Genomic DNA, 17,283 nt, shown 5'->3' with positions numbered 1-17,283 from the left:
TTCGTACAGGCGCTGATCGGCTTCCGGGGAGCCGCAAGGGGTGTGACCAAGGGGCATGGACGCACTATACACATGATGTATACGTAGGGTTTATAGTCGGCCGGGCGTAGGCCTCGGCGCCCTCCCCCGCTCGACGCCTTCCCCGCGGCCGGCGATCCCGCCCTGCCCGGAGGGGTGACCCGTCCCGCCCGGAGGGGCGACCTGCCCCGCCCTGACCCATCGGCCCCGCTCCGTGACCCCTTCTGGTCACGTATCCCTTCTGGCCTTGTGTGATCGATTTTGTGCTCTCTAGATTCGCCATGCTCGTGACAAAACACATGCGCACGCCGGGACCTGCCGTGTGCGAGGGACAGCGGGACAGAGGGACAAGGGGATCCGCATGAGAGACAGATGGGGGCGCCGGCTGCGGCGCGCCATGGCCGGGGCCATGGCCACGGGGCTGCTGCTGGCAGGGCTGATCGCCGTGCCCGCGTTCGGCGCGGGGCAGCAGGAAGCGGCGGCCGAGACGACCGTCACCGTGGACGGCACCAGCCCGGGACGTACCTTCGACGGGGTCGGCGCCATCAGCGCCGGGGGGACGAGCCGGCTGCTGTTCGACTATCCCGAGCCGGCCCGTGGCCAGGTCCTCGACTACCTCTTCAAGCCGGACTACGGAGCCGCTCTCCAGATCCTCAAGGTGGAGATCGGCGGTGACACCGACTCCACGTCCGGATCGGAGCCCTCCCACCAGCGCACGTCCACGGAGGTCGACTGCGACCGTGGCTACGAATGGTGGCTGATGGAGCAGGCGAAGGCGCGCAACCCGGACATCCGGCTCTCCGCGTTGGCCTGGGGCTCGGCGGGCTGGACCGGCACCTCCGACCACACGCCGTGGACACCGCAGTACATCACGTACCTCACGTCCTGGCTCGACTGCGCGAAGCAGCACGGGCTGACCATCGACTACATCGGCGGCTGGAACGAGCACCCGGGGAACGTCCAGTGGTTCAAGGACTTCAAGAAGGCGCTGGCCACGTCCGCGTTCCCGGACATCAAGCTGGTCGCGGCCGACCAGTGGGAGAACTGGGACGTGGTGGACGACCTCACCGCGGACGCCGGTTTCCGTGCCGCCGTCGACGTCGTCGGCATGCACAACCCGTGCGACGCCCGCACCGAGCAGATCACCTGCCCCTACCTGCCGCCGCAGGCCGCGAAGGACCTGAACAAGCCGCTGTGGGCGAGCGAGATGAGCTCGCAGGCGCATGACGTCGGGGGCAGGCCGCTGGCCCGGGCGCTCAACCGGCAGTACATCGACGGCCGGATCACCGGGCACATCACCTGGAGCCTGAGCGCCAGCTGGCTGGGCAACGTGAACCTGGCCGACACCGGCCTGGCCCTCGCCGACCGTCCTTGGTCCGGCTACTACGACATCGACACCAGCATCTGGGCGATGGCGCACACCGCGCAGTTCACCGCACCGGGCTGGCGGTACCTGGACACCGCCAGCGGCCGGCTGCCCGGCGACGGCGGCGGCACGTACGTCTCCCTGCGCTCGCCCACGACCGGCGACTGGAGCACGGTCGCCGAGACGATCGACGCCTCGGCCCCGGTCACGGTGCACCTCAAGCCGCAGGGCGGCCTTTCGAGCGGGCGCGTGCAGGTGTGGGACACCGACATGTCCTCGCACGACCACGCCCGCCACTTCGTGCACACCGGGGACCTCGAGGCGACGGACGGCGTCTTCACGGCCACGCTGCAACCCGGCCACCTGTACACCTTCTCGACGACCAGCGGCGGCAAGGGCACGGCCGTGCCCACCGGCACGGTGAGCGACACGCTGGCCCTGCCCTTCGCCGAGGACTTCGAGGGCTACGACGCCGACCGGCTGGCCCGCTACTTCTCCGACCTCAACGGCGGCTTCGCCACCGAGCCGTGCCGCGGCGGGCGGAGCGGCATGTGCTACGGCCAGCAGGTCACCACCCTGCCGGTCGGGTGGACGGCGGGCGGTGGCCGGGCGCTGGGCCCGGACACGATGGTCGGCGATCCACGGTGGTGGGGCGACTACACCGTCAGCGCGGACGTGCTGCCCGACCAGGCGGAAACCGTGCACCTGACGGGCCGCCTGACCACCCAGGCCGGCTTCAAGGGCGAGATCTCGGACGACCGGCTGGAGATCTCCAAGGACGGCAGCTGGCGGCTGTACGGCGAGGAGGTGAAGGACTTCGCCGGCTCGGGCACCGGCGCCGACAAGCTGCTCGCGTCCGGCACCGTCCCCTTCGCATCCGACACCTGGCACCATGTCGACCTCAGCTTCCAGGCCCAGCTGATCACCGTGGTCATCGACGGGAAGACGGTCGGTACCGCGCACGAGTACTACCGCAGGACCGGCCAGGTCGCCTTCGGTGTGCGGGACCGCTCCGACGCCGACAAGTGGGAGCGCGCGCAGTTCGACAACATCAGGGTGACACCGACGCTCCCGGCGCCCTCCTTCGTGCCGGCGGAGAGCATGTCGGCCGTCGCGACGAGCGAGCACGCGGCGAACTACCACGGCTACAGCTTCCCCGCCGGTCGCGCGGTGGACGGCCGGCCGGAGACCTACTGGCACTCCGCGTTCGACGCGGCGCTGCCACAGAGCCTCACCGTCGACCTCGGCCAGACACGGACCGTGCACGGCATCACCTACCAGCCACGGCTGGACGGCGGCAGCAACGGCATGATCACCAAGTACACGGTGCTGACCAGCACCGACGGGACCAACTTCACCGAGGCGGACAGCGGAAGCCTGCCACTCGGCACCGGCACCAAGGCCCTCCCCTTCACGCCGAGAGCCGCACGCTACGTGCGGTTGCGCGCTGACGCGGGGGACAACGGCAACGCGTCGGTCGGAGAGTTGGGCGTGGCCACGTCACCGATCCCCACCAGCTCGAGCATCGTCCCGGTGGACCGTACGACCATGACGGCCACCGCCAGCAGCGCCCAGTCGGGATACCCGGCGGGCCAGGCCGTCGACGGCTCCACCGGCACCTTCTGGCACTCCCAGTACGACCCGAAGCTGCCGCTGCCCCAGGACCTGACCCTCGACCTGGGCAGCAGCCAGCCCGTGCTGGAACTGACGCAGACACCGCGGCAGGACGGCAACGAGGGCGGATACGTCAGCGGTTACGAGATCTGGACCAGCGTGGACGGAACGGGTTACCGCAAGGTCGCCGCGGGCACCTGGGCGGCGACGTCCACTGCCAAGACGGTGACCTGGCCCGTCGTCGACGCGCGATACGTGCGGTTGCGGGTGACGGCGGGGGTGCGGGACGTGGCCAGTGTCGCGGAGATCACGGTGCACCGTCTCGCATGACGACGGTCACACGACACCGCGGCGGGGCACACTTCGAACGGTGTGCCCCGCCGGGCCGAACGGGGAAGGGTGCTGCTGCGAAGATGCACCATTTCACATCATTGTCCCCCAACAATGTTATAACGAAGCGATAACGCTACCTTCATCCCTGGCAACCTGTCGCACCCGGCCCGCGTCGGTTCCATGGGGAACCTCGTGGAAGATTGCGGGGGTCCCCGAGGTGCGGGCTGATGCGCGGGTCCGGAAAGGCTGGATCGGCGCACGTTTGTCCACAGGTGTGGTGTTAGTTTTCAAAGTCGGCCGAAAGTCGGTTCGACGGAGCCGGCATACGGCGGCAGTGCAGCAGCGAGTGAAGCGGAGCCCCCCACCCATGGGACGAGCGGACGACAGACGAGCACGGCAGAGCCGCGGTGCCTTCCGTTCGGCACCCGCACCGTCACGGCGGCGGCGCCGCTCCTCCGGAGGCGGCATACGCCGGATCTTCACCCTCAAGCGGGTCCTGGGGACGTTCTTCGGGCTCTGCCTGCTCGGCATGGGCGCCTTCATCGCGCTGTACCTGCTGGTCCCGGTGCCCGAGGGCAACGCCCAGGCCCAGCTCCAGAGCAATGTCTTCAAGTACAGCGACGGCAAGGTGCTGGCCCGCACCGGCGAGATCAACCGCGAGAACGTCGACCTCTCCGAGGTGCCCAAGGACGTCCAGCACACCTTCGTCGCCGCCGAGAACAAGTCCTTCTACCAGGACCAGGGAGTCGACTTCAAAGGCACCCTGCGCGGCCTGGTGAACACGGTCTCCGGCAAGGGCAAGCAGGGTGGCTCGACGATCACCCAGCAGTACGTCAAGAACTACTACCTGACCCAGGACCAGACCGTCACGCGCAAGCTGAAGGAACTGGTCATCTCCCTCAAGGTCGACCGCCAGAAGTCCAAGCCCGACATACTCGCCGGCTACATCAACACCAGCTACTACGGGCGGGGCGCCTACGGCATCCAGGCCGCCGCCGAGGCCTACTACGGCACGGACGCCGCCCACCTGAACGTCGCCCAGGGCGCCTACCTCGCCGCGCTGCTCCAGGCGCCCAACCAGTACGACTGGGCCATCGCCAGCGACACGGGCAAGAAGCTGGCCAAGGAGCGCTGGAACTACGTCCTGGACAACATGGTCGAGGAGCACTGGCTGGACGCCGGCAAGCGCCAGTCGCTGAAGTTCCCGGTGCCCCACTCGCCGCGCCCCGCGGCCGGTCTGAAGGGCCAGGAGGGCTACCTCGTACAGGCCGCCGAGGACGAGGTCATGCGGGACCAGCACCTCACCGAGGCGCAGTTCAAGGCGGGTGGCTGGACCATCACGCTGAACATCGACCGCAAGAAGCAGCAGCAGCTCGAAAAGGCGGTCCAGCAGCAGCTCAACGACAAGCTGCACCCCAAGAGCCGCCGGGTCGACGGTGACGTGCAGGCCGGCGCCGTCTCGGTGAACCCGAAGACCGGTGCCGTCGTCGCGCTCTACGGCGGCCGTGGCCTGACCGAGCACTGGACCTCCAACGCCACCCGCAAGGACTACCAGCCCGCCTCCACCTTCAAGCCGGTGATCCTCGCCGCGGCCCTCGACAGGGGCGCCAAGACCCAGAAGGGCGAGCCGATCACCGCCGACACCATCTACGACGGCACCAGCAGGCGCCACGTGGTCGGCAGCGACGTGGCCTTCGCGCCGCCGAACGAGGACGGCGTCGACTACGGCCCCGTCACCGTCCAGAAGGCCATGAACAAGTCCATCAACTCCGTCTTCGCGCAGATGGGCGTGGACGTCGGCATGGACCGGGTGATGGACACGGCCGGCTCGCTCGGCATGGACGTCGACGGCCTGCCGGTGGTCCCCGCGCAGACCCTCGGCTCGATGAGTGCCAGCCCGATGGAGATGGCCGGCGTCTACGCCACGCTCGACCACCACGGCCAGAAGGTCACCCCGCAGATCGTGAAGTCGGCGGAACAGGAGGGAGTCCCGGTGGAGCTGCCCGAGGCGATCGGCAGCCAGGCCATCAGCCGCCAGGCCGCCGACTCCGTCACCTCGGTGCTCACCGGTGTGGTGAACGACGGCACCGGCTCGGCGGTGCGCAACCCCGAGCAGGACGTCGCAGGCAAGACCGGCACCTCCGACGAGAACAAGTCGGCGTGGTTCTCCGGTTTCACCCCGAAGCTGGTCACCTCGGTCGGCCTGTTCGGCGAGGCGGCGCACGACCGCAAGGGAGACGACGGCAAGGTCGTCAAGCGCGGCACCCATGTGTCGATGCGGGGCGCCGGCGGGCTGCCCCGGGTGGACGGCGCCAGCTTCCCGGCGCGCATCTGGGCCGCGTACACGTTCAAGGTGATGGGCGAGCCCAGCGACTTCGACCTGGACACCGACATGGGCGCGGCGGTCTCCCCGCCGCCCGCGCCGACGACGTCCGCGCCCAGCGAGTCACCCTCGAACAGCGCACCGCCGACGACGTCGGCCCCGCCGGTGACCCCGCCGCCCGGCACCGGTACGTCCGAGCCGCCCTCCGGCGGGCCCAGCACACCACCGTCGACGCCACCGACCAGCCCGACGGTGCCACCGACCGCCACGGTCGGACCGCCGCAGCAGCCGGCGACGCGGGGATTCGGGAACTAGGGTCTGTCGTCGGTCTGTCGTCGGTTCGTCGTCGTCTCGATCGTGCCGGGCCCGTGCGCCCGGCACGACGCGCCCGGCACGATCCGAACGAAGGACATCAGCTGTCCGACGAGACCCGCCGGATGGATGCCCGCATGCCCCCTCTCGACAGCACTGAGCCCCGCGTCACGACGCGTCCCGGGCGGATGTCCACCCGGGGGTCGGCGCGGGGCTCCTGCCGTGCGACGGGGCCGGTGCGGCGTCAGGCCACTCCCGGCCTCGGTACCTCGAACCACACGACCTTGCCGGTGCTGAGCCGGGTCGCGCCCCAGCGCCTGGCCAACTTGTTGACCAGGTAGAGCCCGCGGCCGCCCTCGTCCGTGGCGCGGGCCTGGCGGAGCCGAGGGAGCTGCGGCACGTCGTCGCCGACCTCGCAGCGCAGCACGTCGGTGCGCAGCAGGCGCAGCGTCACGGGACGGGAGGCGTACCGGACCGCGTTGGTGACCACCTCGCTGACCAGCAGCTCCACCGCATCCGTCAGCTCCTCCAGGTCCCACCGGGACAGCGCGCTGCGCACCAGCCGGCGGGCCCGGCTGGGCGTGGCGTCCTCCGGGTCCAGGAACCAGTAGGCGACGTCGCTGGGCGCGATCCCGTCGAAACGGGCCGCGAGCAGCGCGATGTCGTCGTCCCGGTCGCCCGGGCCGAGCATGTCCAGGATCTCCTCGCAGAGCGCTTCGAGCGGCGGCGGGTGGTCCGGACCGGTCAGCCGGGCCGTCGCGGCCAGCCGCTCGCGGAGCTGCTCGATACCGGTCCACACGTCCCGCAGCCGGGACTCGACCAGGCCGTCGGTGTACAGCAGCAGCGTGGCGCCCGCGGGGGCGTCCAGCTCGACGGCCTCGAAGTCGACGCCGCCCACGCCGATCGGCGCTCCCGGCGGCACCCGCAGCACCTCGGCGCGGCCGCCCAGGTGCAGCAGGACCGGCGGTGGGTGGCCGGCGTTGGCGATGGTGATGCGGTGCGCCACGGGGTCGTAGACGGCGTACAGGCAGGTCGCCATGCGGTCCGAACCCAGCCGCTGGGCCTGCTCGTCCAGGTGGTGCAGCACCTCCTGCGGCGGCAGGTCGAGGCCCGCGAGGGTCTGTGCGGTGGTGCGCAACTGGCCCATGATCGCCGCGGAGGTCATGGAGTGGCCCATGACGTCGCCCACCACCAGCGCCACCCGGCTGCCGGGCAGCGGGATCGCGTCGTACCAGTCGCCGCCGACCCGGGCCGTCTCGGCGGCCGGCAGATAGCGGGACGCCAGCCGTACGCCGGTGGGGTTGGGCAGGGTTTCGGGCAGCATGGTGCGCTGCAACTCGTCGGCGATGTAGGCCTCACGGCCGTACAGCACCGCCTTGTCGATGCCCAGGGCGCTGTGCGTGGCGAGCTGGGCGGCGACCAGCAGGTCCTCGCTCTCGAAAGCGGGGCGTTCCGTCCCGCGCAGGAAGACCGCCGCGCCGATCACCCGTCGCCGGCCGCGCAGCGGCGCCAGTATCGCGCGCCGCCCGCCCGGCACGGACCGTGATCCGCCGAGCAGCTCGGGCAGTGCGGCGAGCGCGGCGGGCGAGTCCGCGAAGACCGGGCGCACGCCCCGCAGCACCTCGGCGAGCGCACCGCCCGCCTCCACCTCGCACAACTCGACCGTGCCGGCCAGATTGGGCAGGTCCGGCTGCGGTGGCTGCGGCGGCTGGATGGCGGGGGACAGCAGGCTGCTCTCGCTGTCGTGCTCGTCGGTGCCGCCGGTGCCGTCCTCGAGCGCCCGCAGCCGGTCGGTGCGGCGCAGCCGCAGCACCATGGGCCCGGTGGGGCGCTCGTCGCCGACCGGCAGCGGGTCGCGCAGATAGACCAGGATCGCGTCGGCGAACGTGGGCACGGTGGCCCGGCACAGCCCCATCACGATCTCGTCGAGGTCCATGCCGCGCGCGATGCGCCGGGTGGCCGCACCGACGAAGCGCAGCCGGTCGCCGTCTCTGTGCAGTGCGGCCTGCGTCGCCGGAGAGTACAGCGGATGCGAGGACTCCTCCCCGGGCGCCGGGCCGGGCGCGGGGAGACCCCCGGTGGCTGAGGGGTCCGGGGATACGGGGTGTGGGGCGGGCGTCGAGGTCATGGCTCCGGGGTCAGCGGGGCGCGGCCGGTGGGCACCCGGCTGGTCGGGGGACGGGTGGTCGGTGGACGGCTGGGTGTGCTCGCCGCCGTCGATGTCCGGTGCGGATGCGGCACCGCCCCGATCGTGCCGCGCAGCGGATCTCTCCGCGGGGCAGGGCAGGGAGGCTCCGGTGCCGGTGGCCGCGCGGTTCGAGGGTTCACCCGGCCGCGCGTGTGCCGTTAAGGCGGCGGCACCGGGCTCACCGGGCGCCTTGAGGGCCTGGGACGTGCCTGCGGCGGGCGCCTGCGGGGAACGCAGCAGCGCCCCGCGGGAGTCCGCGGGGTCGGGTGGCCGGGCAGCGCTGGGCTGTCGGTCCTCGTGGGAGGTGGTGTGCTCCGTCACGCGTGTCGAATCCGTCCGTCCGGGGCTGCGCGCCGCGCGCGCCGTCCTTGCGTCACCAGGTGCGCCTTGCAAAGATCAGACGCGCCGGCAATTGAGGAACAGCTGTGTCTCGGGTGGTGCGTCGGTACTCGCCGGGCTGTACGACAAAGCGGCCTCCCCGGCGATCTCAAAACCCGCATCGCATACGACCTGGCGCAGTTCGTCCCGCAGGAATCCCGATACCCGGATTATCTGTCCCAGGAACGGAATCGGGGCTTCGTCCAGGCTGCCTTCGACCATGGCCAGCGTAAACAGGCCACCAGGTCGCAGCATCCCGTGGAAAGTCCGCAGGGCCTGCGGGATCTCGCTACGGGACAGCATCAGCAGGGTGAAGAAGCAGGTGAGGCCGTCGAACTGGCCAAGCCCCGTAGGGCCTGTGGGGGTCAGGGTGACCAGGTCGCGGTCCAGCAGCTCGGCTTCGGGCACATCTGTTCTGGCCAGCTGAAGCATCACGGTCGATACATCGACACCGACCACGGTGTGGCCCCTGTCGACCAGCTGGCGTGCGGTGGGCCGGCCCGTGCCGACACCGACGTCGAGGATGCGGGAGCCCTGAGGCAGCTCGGCGGTCAGCCAGGCACCCGCTGCGAGCTGGCCATCCTTGTGCGGGAAGGCCTCCTCGTAGCGTGCGCCGATAGCGTCGAAGGCCTTGATCACCTGCGTACGATCCGGTGCCGGGAGTGCGTCCTTCAGGCTGGCCTCGCTGCCTTTCACATTTACTGCCGCTCCTCGAATGACGTCATGTCAGCCATGGTACAAACCAATGGAGTTGTCACTGTGCGCCCTTGCGGGGCACGATCCTACGTTTGAACCACGGGTGCACATCAAGAGTCTCATGGGGACTGATGTGACGACCGGGGCGCCGGGGTGTGATCCCAATCGTCCGGAAGCGCCGGTATCGTCCAGCGGGGGTCGGGCCGCCACTCCGGCCAGTCGTCCGAGAACGGCTTCTCCCAGGCCAGGATGGTCTCGACCGCTTCCCGACCGGCCCGCCGCACCGCCCGGGCCTTCGCCGGATCCATCAGTCCGGCCCGCTGGGCCGCGGCGAACTCGTCCTCGTCCAGCCAGCGCCAGCTGCGGTCCGGACGGACGCTGATGTCCAGGAAGTGGTCCTCGGAGTCCACCCCGCCGGGCCACCGGGCCAGCGGCTCCTCCAGGTTCACGTACCAGTTCTTGAACCGCCAACCGGGCTCCCAGAACAACCACACCGACCAGGGCCGCCCCGGCTGCGCCAGCTTCACCATCCCCGCACCGGTCCACCGGCCCCGGCGCACCGCACGCGGTTTGGTGTAACGGGACGTCAGGGGCTCGGCGTGCACGGGTGTGCCGTCGGCGAGCACCGGCTTCACGCAGGGGGTGCCCGGTGCCATCCAGACCGCAAGGAGGTCGTCGGTGTCCTGGACGACGGTGACGGGGCGGCAGATGTGGATGCGCGCCCCGCCGTTCTCGCGGTAGCGCCACAGGATGTGGTCACCGGGGGCCCAGCGCGGCACGGCGGCGCCCACGGGTCTGTGCCGTGCGGCGCAGGCGGCTTCCGCCGTGCCGCCGGGGGTCGTGGGACCGTCGGCGGGCCCGCGGTGCGCCGCCCGGGTCGCTGACTCGTCTGCCATGCATCGAGTTTATGTGCCCTGGTGACGGACGGGTCGGGACCTGTCCGGTGCACGGCAGCTCCGACACGGAGCGCGGGCGGGGACACGCGTGCCCGGTGCACGGCGCGCCCCCGTCGCGGGTGGGTGATGCGTCACGGGTGCGTCATGCGCAGCACGTCCAGCGCCTCGTCCAGTTGCTCCAGGGTGAGGGCGCCGCGCTCCACGTGCCCGGCCTCCAGCACCGCCTCGCGGATCGTCTTCCGCTCCGCCAGTGCCTTCTTGGCGACCTTGGCGGCCTCCTCGTAGCCGATGTACTTGTTCAGCGGTGTCACCACGGACGGGGACGACTCGGCGTACTCGCGGGCCCGCTCGACGTGCGCCGTGATGCCGTCGACGGTGCGGTCGGCGAGCAGCCGGGAGACGTTCGCGAGCAGCCGGACGGATTCCAGGAGGTTCCGCGCCAGCACGGGGAGCATCACGTTCAGCTCGAAGTTGCCGGCGGCGCCGGCCACCGCGATGGTCGTGTCGTTCCCGGTGACCTGGGCGGCGACCTGGAGGACCGCTTCGGGGATCACCGGATTGACCTTGCCGGGCATGATCGAGGAGCCCGGCTGGAGGTCGGGCAGGCTGATCTCGGCGAGCCCGGTGCGCGGTCCCGACGCCATCCACCGCAGGTCGTTGCAGATCTTGGTGAGGGATCCCGCGAGGGTGCGCAGCTGGCCGGAGGTCTCCACGAGCGCGTCCCGGGCGCCCTGCGCCTCCAGGTGGTTGCGCGCCTCGGTCAGCGGCAGTCCGGTCTGCGCGGCGATCTCGGCGATCACGGCGGCGCCGAACCCGGGCGGGGTGTTGATGCCGGTGCCGACCGCGGTGCCGCCCAGGGGCAGCTCGGCGAGCCGCGGCAGGCTGTCGCCGAGGCGCTCCACGGCATACCTGACCTGCGCGGCGTACCCGCCGAACTCCTGGCCCAGGGTGACCGGGGTGGCGTCCATGAGGTGGGTGCGGCCGGCCTTCACGACCTCCTTGAACTCCTCCGCCTTGCGCTCCAGGGCGCGGGCCAGGTGCTCCAGAGCCGGTGTCAGATCGGCGGTGACCGCGGCGGTCGCGGCGATGTGGATGCTGGAGGGGAAGACGTCGTTGGAGCTCTGCGACGCGTTCACGTGGTCGTTCGGGTGGACGGCCCGGCCGAGGCGCTCGGTGGCGAGGGTGGCCAGCACCTCGTTCATGTTCATGTTCGACGAGGTGCCGGAGCCGGTCTGGAAGACGTCGACGGGGAAGTGCTCGTCCCAGCGGCCCGCGGCGACTTCGGCGGCGGCCTCCTGGATGGCGCCGGCCAGGTCGGCGTCGATGACGCCGAGGGCCGCGTTGGCCTTGGCGGCGGCGGCCTTGATCCGGGCCAGCGCCTCGATGTGGGCCCGCTCCAGGCGGCGCCCCGAGATCGGGAAGTTCTGCACGGCGCGCTGCGTCTGCGCGCGCCACTTGGCGTGCGCGGGCACCTTCACCTCACCCATGGAGTCGTGCTCCGTGCGGTACCCGCCGGCGGCCTCGGCCGAGGGTGCCGTGCCGGCGGGTGGCTCGGCAGGGGGGTGCGGTGTGGTGTCGGTGTGCGGCTCGTCGCCCGTCATGGCGGTGTGCCTCCTCCTTGCCCGGTGGGTGCTCGCTCCCGCCCCTGTCGGCGTCGCGCCTCCCGCATGGGTCAGCGTGCGGGCTACGCCCCGTGTTCCCGTCGCCGGCGCATGTACTCCGGACGAGGAGCGCCCTCCCCGGTGGAGGTCCGGGGAGGGCGCGTCGTGGGGCCCCGGGCGCAGGGCCGGCGGGTGGCCGGGGGCCGGGCGACGGTGCGCCGCGGCGGTGGGTGCCGGCGGCCGGTCGCCGGCACCTCCGGGATCATGCCAGGCCGGGACCGCGGACGGGGATGCTGGTGAACGTCGGGCTCGGTGCCGGGTCGGTGAAGAAGTCGTTGCCCTTGTCGTCGACGACGACGAAGGCCGGGAAGTCCTCGACGTCGATCTTCCAGACCGCTTCCATGCCCAGTTCCTCGTACTCGACGACCTCCACCCTCTTGATGCAGTCCTGCGCGAGCCGGGCCGCCGGACCGCCGATGGAGCCGAGGTAGAAGCCGCCGTGCTCCTTGCAGGCGTTCGTGACCTGCTGGGAGCGGTTGCCCTTGGCGAGCATCACCATGGAGCCGCCGGCGGCCTGGAACTGCGCCACGTAACTGTCCATCCGGCCCGCCGTCGTCGGTCCGAAGGAACCCGACGCGTAGCCCTCGGGCGTCTTCGCGGGACCGGCGTAGTACACGGGGTGGTCCTTCAGGTACTGCGGCATGTCCTCGCCCGCGTCCAGCCGCTCCTTGATCTTGGCGTGCGCGATGTCCCGGGCCACCACCAGGGGGCCGGTCAGCGACAGGCGGGTCTTGACGGGGTACTTGGTGAGCTCGGCGAGGATCTCGTCCATGGGGCGGTTCAGGTCGATCCGGACGACGTCGCCCGCCTCGTCGAGAGCCGCGGCGGAGTCGCTGCCCAGCTCGGCGGCGGTGGTCTCCGGAAGGAAGCGCGCCGGGTCGGTCTCCAGCTGCTCCAGGAAGACGCCCTCGGCCGTGATCTTGGCCAGGGCCTGCCGGTCGGCGGAGCAGGACACCGCGATGGCGACGGGGCAGGACGCGCCGTGCCGGGGCAGCCGGACGACCCGGACGTCGTGGCAGAAGTACTTGCCGCCGAACTGCGCCCCGATGCCGATCTTCTGGGTCAGCTCGAAGACCTTCTCCTCCAGCTCCCGGTCGCGGAAGCCGTGGCCCAGCTCGGAGCCTTCCGTGGGCAGCTCGTCCAGGTAGTGCGCCGAGGCGTACTTGGCGGTCTTCAGCGCGTACTCGGCGCTGGTGCCGCCGACGACGATCGCCAGGTGGTACGGCGGGCAGGCCGCGGTGCCCAGCGAGCGGATCTTCTCCTCCAGGAACCGCATCATGGAGGTCTCGTTCAGGACCGCCTTGGTCTCCTGGTACAGGAACGACTTGTTGGCGCTGCCGCCGCCCTTGGCCATGAACAGGAACTTGTACGCGTCCCCGTCGGTCGCGTACAGCTCGATCTGCGCCGGGAGGTTCGAGCCGGTGTTCTTCTCCTCCCACATGGTCAGCGGCGCCATCTGGGAGTACCGCAGGTTGAGCCTGGTGTACGCGTCGTAGATGCCGCGGGACAGCGCCCGCTCGTCCGCGCCCCCGGTCAGCACGTGCTGGCCGCGCTTGCCCATGACGATCGCGGTGCCGGTGTCCTGACACATCGGCAGCACGCCGGCGGCCGCGATGTTCGCGTTCTTCAGCAGGTCCAGGGCGACGAACTTGTCGTTCGCCGACGCTTCCGGGTCGTCGACGATACGGCGGAGCTGGGCGAGGTGGGCGGGGCGCAGGTAGTGCTGGATGTCGTGAACGGCCTCTTCGGCGAGCGTGCGCAGTGCCTCGGGCTCGACCTTCAGGAACGTCCGCCCGTCGGCCTCGAAGGTGGACACGCCCTCGGCGGTCACCAGCCGGTAGGGGGTGGGGTCCGCACCGGTCGGCAGCAGATCGGAGTACTGAAAGTCTGGCATTGCGCCCATTCCTCACTCGACAGACGGCGACCACCAGCGTCGGCAGCGCTCCCTTAGCGTAATCCGCCCGGCTGTGAGCGGATCCGGGGGAGGTGAGAGGGAGGGGAAGGCCCCGGGGGCTAGTCGCGATCTATCGCGTTTGGGTAGTCTGGTGCCGTGGATCTCGACAAGCGCCCCCAGCCCGCACCGGAGCAGCCCCCCGCGGGGCTCCGCGCGTCCGATGCCGACCGCGACCGTGTGGCCGACATCCTGCGCGAAGCGCTCGCCGAGGGCCGCCTGACGGCCGATGAGCACGCCGAGCGCGTCGACGGTGTCTACCGCGCCAAGACGGTCGGCGATCTCGAACCCCTCGTCCGGGACCTGCCGGCCGCCGGCACCCGCCCGGCCTACGAGCCGGCGTCCCCGCCTGCCGCGAGCCCCGCGGCACCCACCCCCGGCGCGGTGCCCCCGGAGGCGGACGAGAACCTGGTGGCCGTCTTCAGCAGCACGGTCCGCAGGGGCCGCTGGCGGGTCGGTCGCCGCACCCATGTGTACTCGATCTTCGGCAGCGTCGAGATAGACCTCAGCGAGGCACTCTTCGAGTACCAGCAGGTGGTCATCAAGGCCATTTCCGTCTTCGGCAACGTGGAGATATCCGTCCCGGAGAACATCTCGCTGCGCGGCAACGGCGGCGGTGTCTTCGGCAATTTCGAGGTCCACACGCTCGACTCCCCGGAGCATGACGCGCCGGTCGTCTTCGTCGACGGCCTCGCGGTGCTGGGCAACATCGAGGCGCGGCCCAGGCGCGGACGCTTCATCCGCGACCTCCAGCACAAGCTCCGCAAGTACCTCGACTGACGCCTCGGCGGCACCTCCCGTCCCGCGTCTCCCCCCTTCTCCATGCTCTTCTCCTCGCTCCTCCCCGTCTCCTCCCCACCCGGCCTGACGGCCGCCCCGGCCCGGTCCGACGTCTGCCGCTTTCTGCCTGGCCAGACCTGGCCGAGAACATGCGTGCTTCGGAACTCAGTGCTTAGGCGCACGTACAGCGGGTAGGCCTTGCTGCATCGTCGCTCGCTCGCGAAGCCGTCGTCAGGAGTAGACCGTGCTGCAATCGCCGCGTCAGTCCCTGCAGGTCGCTGCCGTCCCCATTCAGCGCGGGCCAGCGGGGGGACGAGATCAGGACACCCCCTGGCACACGGAAGCGGTGTGCAGGCGCGACGAGGCGGGGCTTTTCTTCGCCCCGTCCAAGGAGCCCACCGCGGCCCGGCTCTCCCGCGAGGAGGCCGCCAAGCGGGTGTGCGCCCGCTGCCCCGTGATGATCGAGTGCCGCGAGCACGCGCTGCTCCAGCCCGAGCCCTACGGGGTGTGGGGCGGGCTCACCGCAGCGGAGCGACGCGTCGTCCTGGCCCGTCGCCGGCGGCGTGATCTGGAACTCCAGAAGGCGCACGTGGCGGCGGACACCATAGCCGCGGCCGGCTGACCGTCTCGGCGGTCAGCCGACGGTTTCGTGAGCGGGGGCGCCCGTGAGGGCGCGATCAGGCGTGACGTGATCGTGGGATCGTCGCCGGTCCGGTGGGGTTGTTGCCGTCGTGTCCGGATCCGCGGGCCGGTGGTGGGTTGCTCGCGCAGTTCCCCGCGCCCCTTGAGTGGGCACTCCGTGCCCAACACGGGCCCCGCAGGGGGCGCGGGGAACTGCGCGACCAGCCACGACGAGACCGTCAGGTCGACGGGGGCGCCGGACAGGGCGCTGGGGAATCACTTCGCGCGGTCGAAGTCGATCGTGCTGTACGCGCGGAGCTTTGCGAGGCGATGGGTCGAGTCGATCTGGCGGATCGTCCCGGACTTCGACCGCATCACCAGCGAGGAGGTCGTGGCCGTCTCGGGGCGGTACCCCACGCCCGGCAGCAACTCGCCGTCCGTGATCCCGGTCGCCACGAAGAAGACGTTGTCGCCGGAGACCAGGTCGTCGGTGGTGAGCACCCGGTCGAGGTCATGGCCGGCGTCGAGCGCGCGCTGCCGTTCCTCGTCGTCCTTGGGCCACAGCTTGCCCTGAATGGTGCCGCCCAGGCACTTGATGGCGCAGGCCGAGATGATGCCCTCCGGCGTGCCGCCGATGCCCAGCAGCAGATCGACGCCGCTGTGCTCGCGCACCGCGAGGATCGAGCCCGCGATGTCGCCGTCCGAGATCAGCTTGATGCGGGCGCCGGTCTGCCGGACCTCGCTGATGATCTGCTCGTGGCGCGGGCGGTCCAGGATGACGACGGTCACGTCTTCCGGCGTGGACTGCTTGGCCTTGGCGATCCGCCGGATGTTCACCGCCACCGGCGCGTCGATGTCCACGTAGTCGGCGGCCTCCGGGCCGGTCGCCAGCTTGTTCATGTAGAAGACGGCCGACGGGTCGTACATGGTGCCGCGGTCCGCGGCGGCCAGTACCGCGATCGCGTTCGGCATGCCCTTCGCGGTCAGGGTCGTGCCGTCGATCGGGTCGACCGCGATGTCGCACTCCGCGCCCGTTCCGTCGCCCACCCGCTCGCCGTTGAAGAGCATCGGGGCGTGGTCCTTCTCACCCTCGCCGATGACGACCACCCCGTTCATGGACACGGTGGACACCAGGGTCCGCATGGCCCGCACGGCGGCACCGTCCGCGCCGTTCTTGTCGCCGCGGCCGACCCAGCGGCCCGCGGCCATGGCGGCGGCCTCGGTGACCCGGACCAGTTCCAGGGCGAGGTTGCGATCGGGGTGTTCGGGTGAAACCTCGAGCTCGGACGGCAGATGCTCGGTCATCGGGGGGCACCTTCCCTTTGCGGGCACCCTTTACGGGCACATAGACGGCGTACTCCGACTCTAACCGGAGGCTGACCGAATGAGCAGGGGCGCCCACGCATGAGCGCATACGGGGGGTGTGGTATCGCTTACGCGCGGGTGGGGATCCGGCACCGCCTCAAAGGTGTGGGCGGTACCCCAGGAGGCGAGTGCCGCCCGGCGTGAACGCACGCGCCGCCCGGCGTGGTCGCCGACACAGGGTGGGGTGGTGCCAGGGCACCGGCGGGGGCCTGCGACGATGGGAGCGTGGCAGGCAGGCAAGGCAAGCAGACCGTGCGGAATCTGATGTTGTCGCTGGGGGTCGTGATCCTCGTGGCAGGCTTCAGCTACCTCTTCATCCCGCACGACGACTCCAGGGATCCCGTCAAGCGCGTCGACTACCGCGTCGAACTCCAGACGGCGCGCCGCACGGCGCCCTACCCGGTGGCGGCGCCCGAAGGCCTGCCCGCGTCCTGGAAGCCGACCTCCGTGCGCTACAACGGGGACGACTTCGCCGCCTGGCACCTGGGCTTCCAGGACCCGCAGGGCCAGTACGTCGCCATCGAGCAGTCCACCCAGTCGCCGGCCCCGTTCATCGCGGACGCCAGCCAGGGCGCCAGGAAGACGTCTGCCACCCAGCACATCGGCGGCCACACCTGGCAGCGCTACGAGGGTGGCCACTACGACGCGCTGGTCTACCGGTCCGGTGGCGCCACGACCGTGGTGACCGGCACGGCGTCCTTCGGTCAGCTGACGAAGATGGCCGAGGCGCTCCAGACGTCCTGACATCGTCCGCACGGGCTGTATCGCCTGGGGTGGTGCA

11 protein-coding genes are annotated in these 17,283 nt (G+C 70.9%); 5 read left to right on the top strand and 6 right to left on the bottom strand.

What is annotated here, in order from left to right:
- The first annotated feature begins 379 nt into the window (after positions 1-379).
- Positions 380-3,328: a discoidin domain-containing protein gene (locus NQO67_RS18695; RefSeq protein ID WP_255951183.1), complete on the top strand. Its 2,949-nt coding sequence runs from the start codon at positions 380-382 to the stop codon at positions 3,326-3,328.
- A 370-nt stretch (positions 3,329-3,698) separates the two neighbouring features.
- Complete coding sequence (locus tag NQO67_RS18690) at positions 3,699-5,969, top strand: transglycosylase domain-containing protein (protein WP_255951182.1); 2,271 nt, start codon at positions 3,699-3,701, stop codon at positions 5,967-5,969.
- A 241-nt stretch (positions 5,970-6,210) separates the two neighbouring features.
- Here the strand turns inward: NQO67_RS18690 and NQO67_RS18685 are convergent, their stop codons facing one another.
- From NQO67_RS18685 to NQO67_RS18665, 5 genes are all read right to left on the bottom strand, one after another.
- A complete protein-coding gene (locus NQO67_RS18685; protein ID WP_255951181.1) occupies positions 6,211-8,475 on the bottom strand; it encodes an ATP-binding SpoIIE family protein phosphatase in 2,265 nt (754 codons plus the stop codon).
- A 75-nt stretch (positions 8,476-8,550) separates the two neighbouring features.
- Positions 8,551-9,207, bottom strand: a complete 657-nt coding sequence (locus NQO67_RS18680) for a class I SAM-dependent DNA methyltransferase (protein WP_255951304.1) — start codon at positions 9,205-9,207, stop codon at positions 8,551-8,553.
- Positions 9,208-9,347: 140 nt separating this feature from the next.
- Entirely contained in the window at positions 9,348-10,124 is a 777-nt protein-coding gene (gene fomD / locus NQO67_RS18675; protein WP_255951180.1) for a cytidylyl-2-hydroxypropylphosphonate hydrolase, read from the bottom strand.
- 131 nt (positions 10,125-10,255) lie between these two features.
- On the bottom strand, positions 10,256-11,725 hold the full coding sequence (locus NQO67_RS18670; protein WP_255951179.1) for a class II fumarate hydratase: 1,470 nt from the start codon (positions 11,723-11,725) through the stop codon (positions 10,256-10,258).
- A 262-nt stretch (positions 11,726-11,987) separates the two neighbouring features.
- Positions 11,988-13,688, bottom strand: a complete 1,701-nt coding sequence (locus NQO67_RS18665; RefSeq protein WP_255951178.1) for a fumarate hydratase — start codon at positions 13,686-13,688, stop codon at positions 11,988-11,990.
- A 147-nt stretch (positions 13,689-13,835) separates the two neighbouring features.
- Here NQO67_RS18665 and NQO67_RS18660 point away from each other — a divergent pair, with 147 nt between their 5' ends.
- Positions 13,836-14,516: a DUF1707 SHOCT-like domain-containing protein gene (locus tag NQO67_RS18660; RefSeq protein WP_255951177.1), complete on the top strand. Its 681-nt coding sequence runs from the start codon at positions 13,836-13,838 to the stop codon at positions 14,514-14,516.
- Between the two features lie 244 nt (positions 14,517-14,760).
- Positions 14,761-15,138 carry a WhiB family transcriptional regulator gene (locus NQO67_RS18655; protein WP_255951176.1) on the top strand — a complete coding sequence of 126 codons (378 nt, stop codon included), beginning with the start codon at positions 14,761-14,763 and terminating at the stop codon, positions 15,136-15,138.
- 275 nt (positions 15,139-15,413) lie between these two features.
- Here the strand turns inward: NQO67_RS18655 and glpX are convergent, their stop codons facing one another.
- Positions 15,414-16,442, bottom strand: a complete 1,029-nt coding sequence (gene glpX, locus NQO67_RS18650) for a class II fructose-bisphosphatase (protein WP_255951175.1) — start codon at positions 16,440-16,442, stop codon at positions 15,414-15,416.
- Positions 16,443-16,727: 285 nt separating this feature from the next.
- Between glpX and NQO67_RS18645 the strand changes: the two genes are divergently transcribed.
- Positions 16,728-17,246 carry a DUF4245 domain-containing protein gene (locus tag NQO67_RS18645; protein ID WP_255951173.1) on the top strand — a complete coding sequence of 173 codons (519 nt, stop codon included), beginning with the start codon at positions 16,728-16,730 and terminating at the stop codon, positions 17,244-17,246.
- Positions 17,247-17,283: the final 37 nt, after the last annotated feature.

It is taken from the genome of Streptomyces odontomachi (assembly GCF_024435355.1).
Taxonomy (GTDB): domain Bacteria; phylum Actinomycetota; class Actinomycetes; order Streptomycetales; family Streptomycetaceae; genus Streptomyces; species Streptomyces odontomachi.
The sequence above is the reverse complement of the archived record's forward strand: the minus strand, read 5'-3'. Positions and strand labels throughout refer to the sequence as shown.

Excerpts from the sequence above, each read along its gene's own strand:
- NQO67_RS18695 (WP_255951183.1), top strand. The coding sequence starts at position 380 with ATGAGAGACAGATGGGGGCGCCGGCTGCGGCGCGCCATGGCCGGGGCC.
- NQO67_RS18690 (WP_255951182.1), top strand. The coding sequence starts at position 3,699 with ATGGGACGAGCGGACGACAGACGAGCACGGCAGAGCCGCGGTGCCTTC.
- fomD (WP_255951180.1), bottom strand. The coding sequence starts at position 10,124 with ATGGCAGACGAGTCAGCGACCCGGGCGGCGCACCGCGGGCCCGCCGAC.
- NQO67_RS18670 (WP_255951179.1), bottom strand. The coding sequence starts at position 11,725 with ATGACGGGCGACGAGCCGCACACCGACACCACACCGCACCCCCCTGCC.
- NQO67_RS18665 (WP_255951178.1), bottom strand. The coding sequence starts at position 13,688 with ATGGGCGCAATGCCAGACTTTCAGTACTCCGATCTGCTGCCGACCGGT.
- glpX (WP_255951175.1), bottom strand. The coding sequence starts at position 16,442 with ATGACCGAGCATCTGCCGTCCGAGCTCGAGGTTTCACCCGAACACCCC.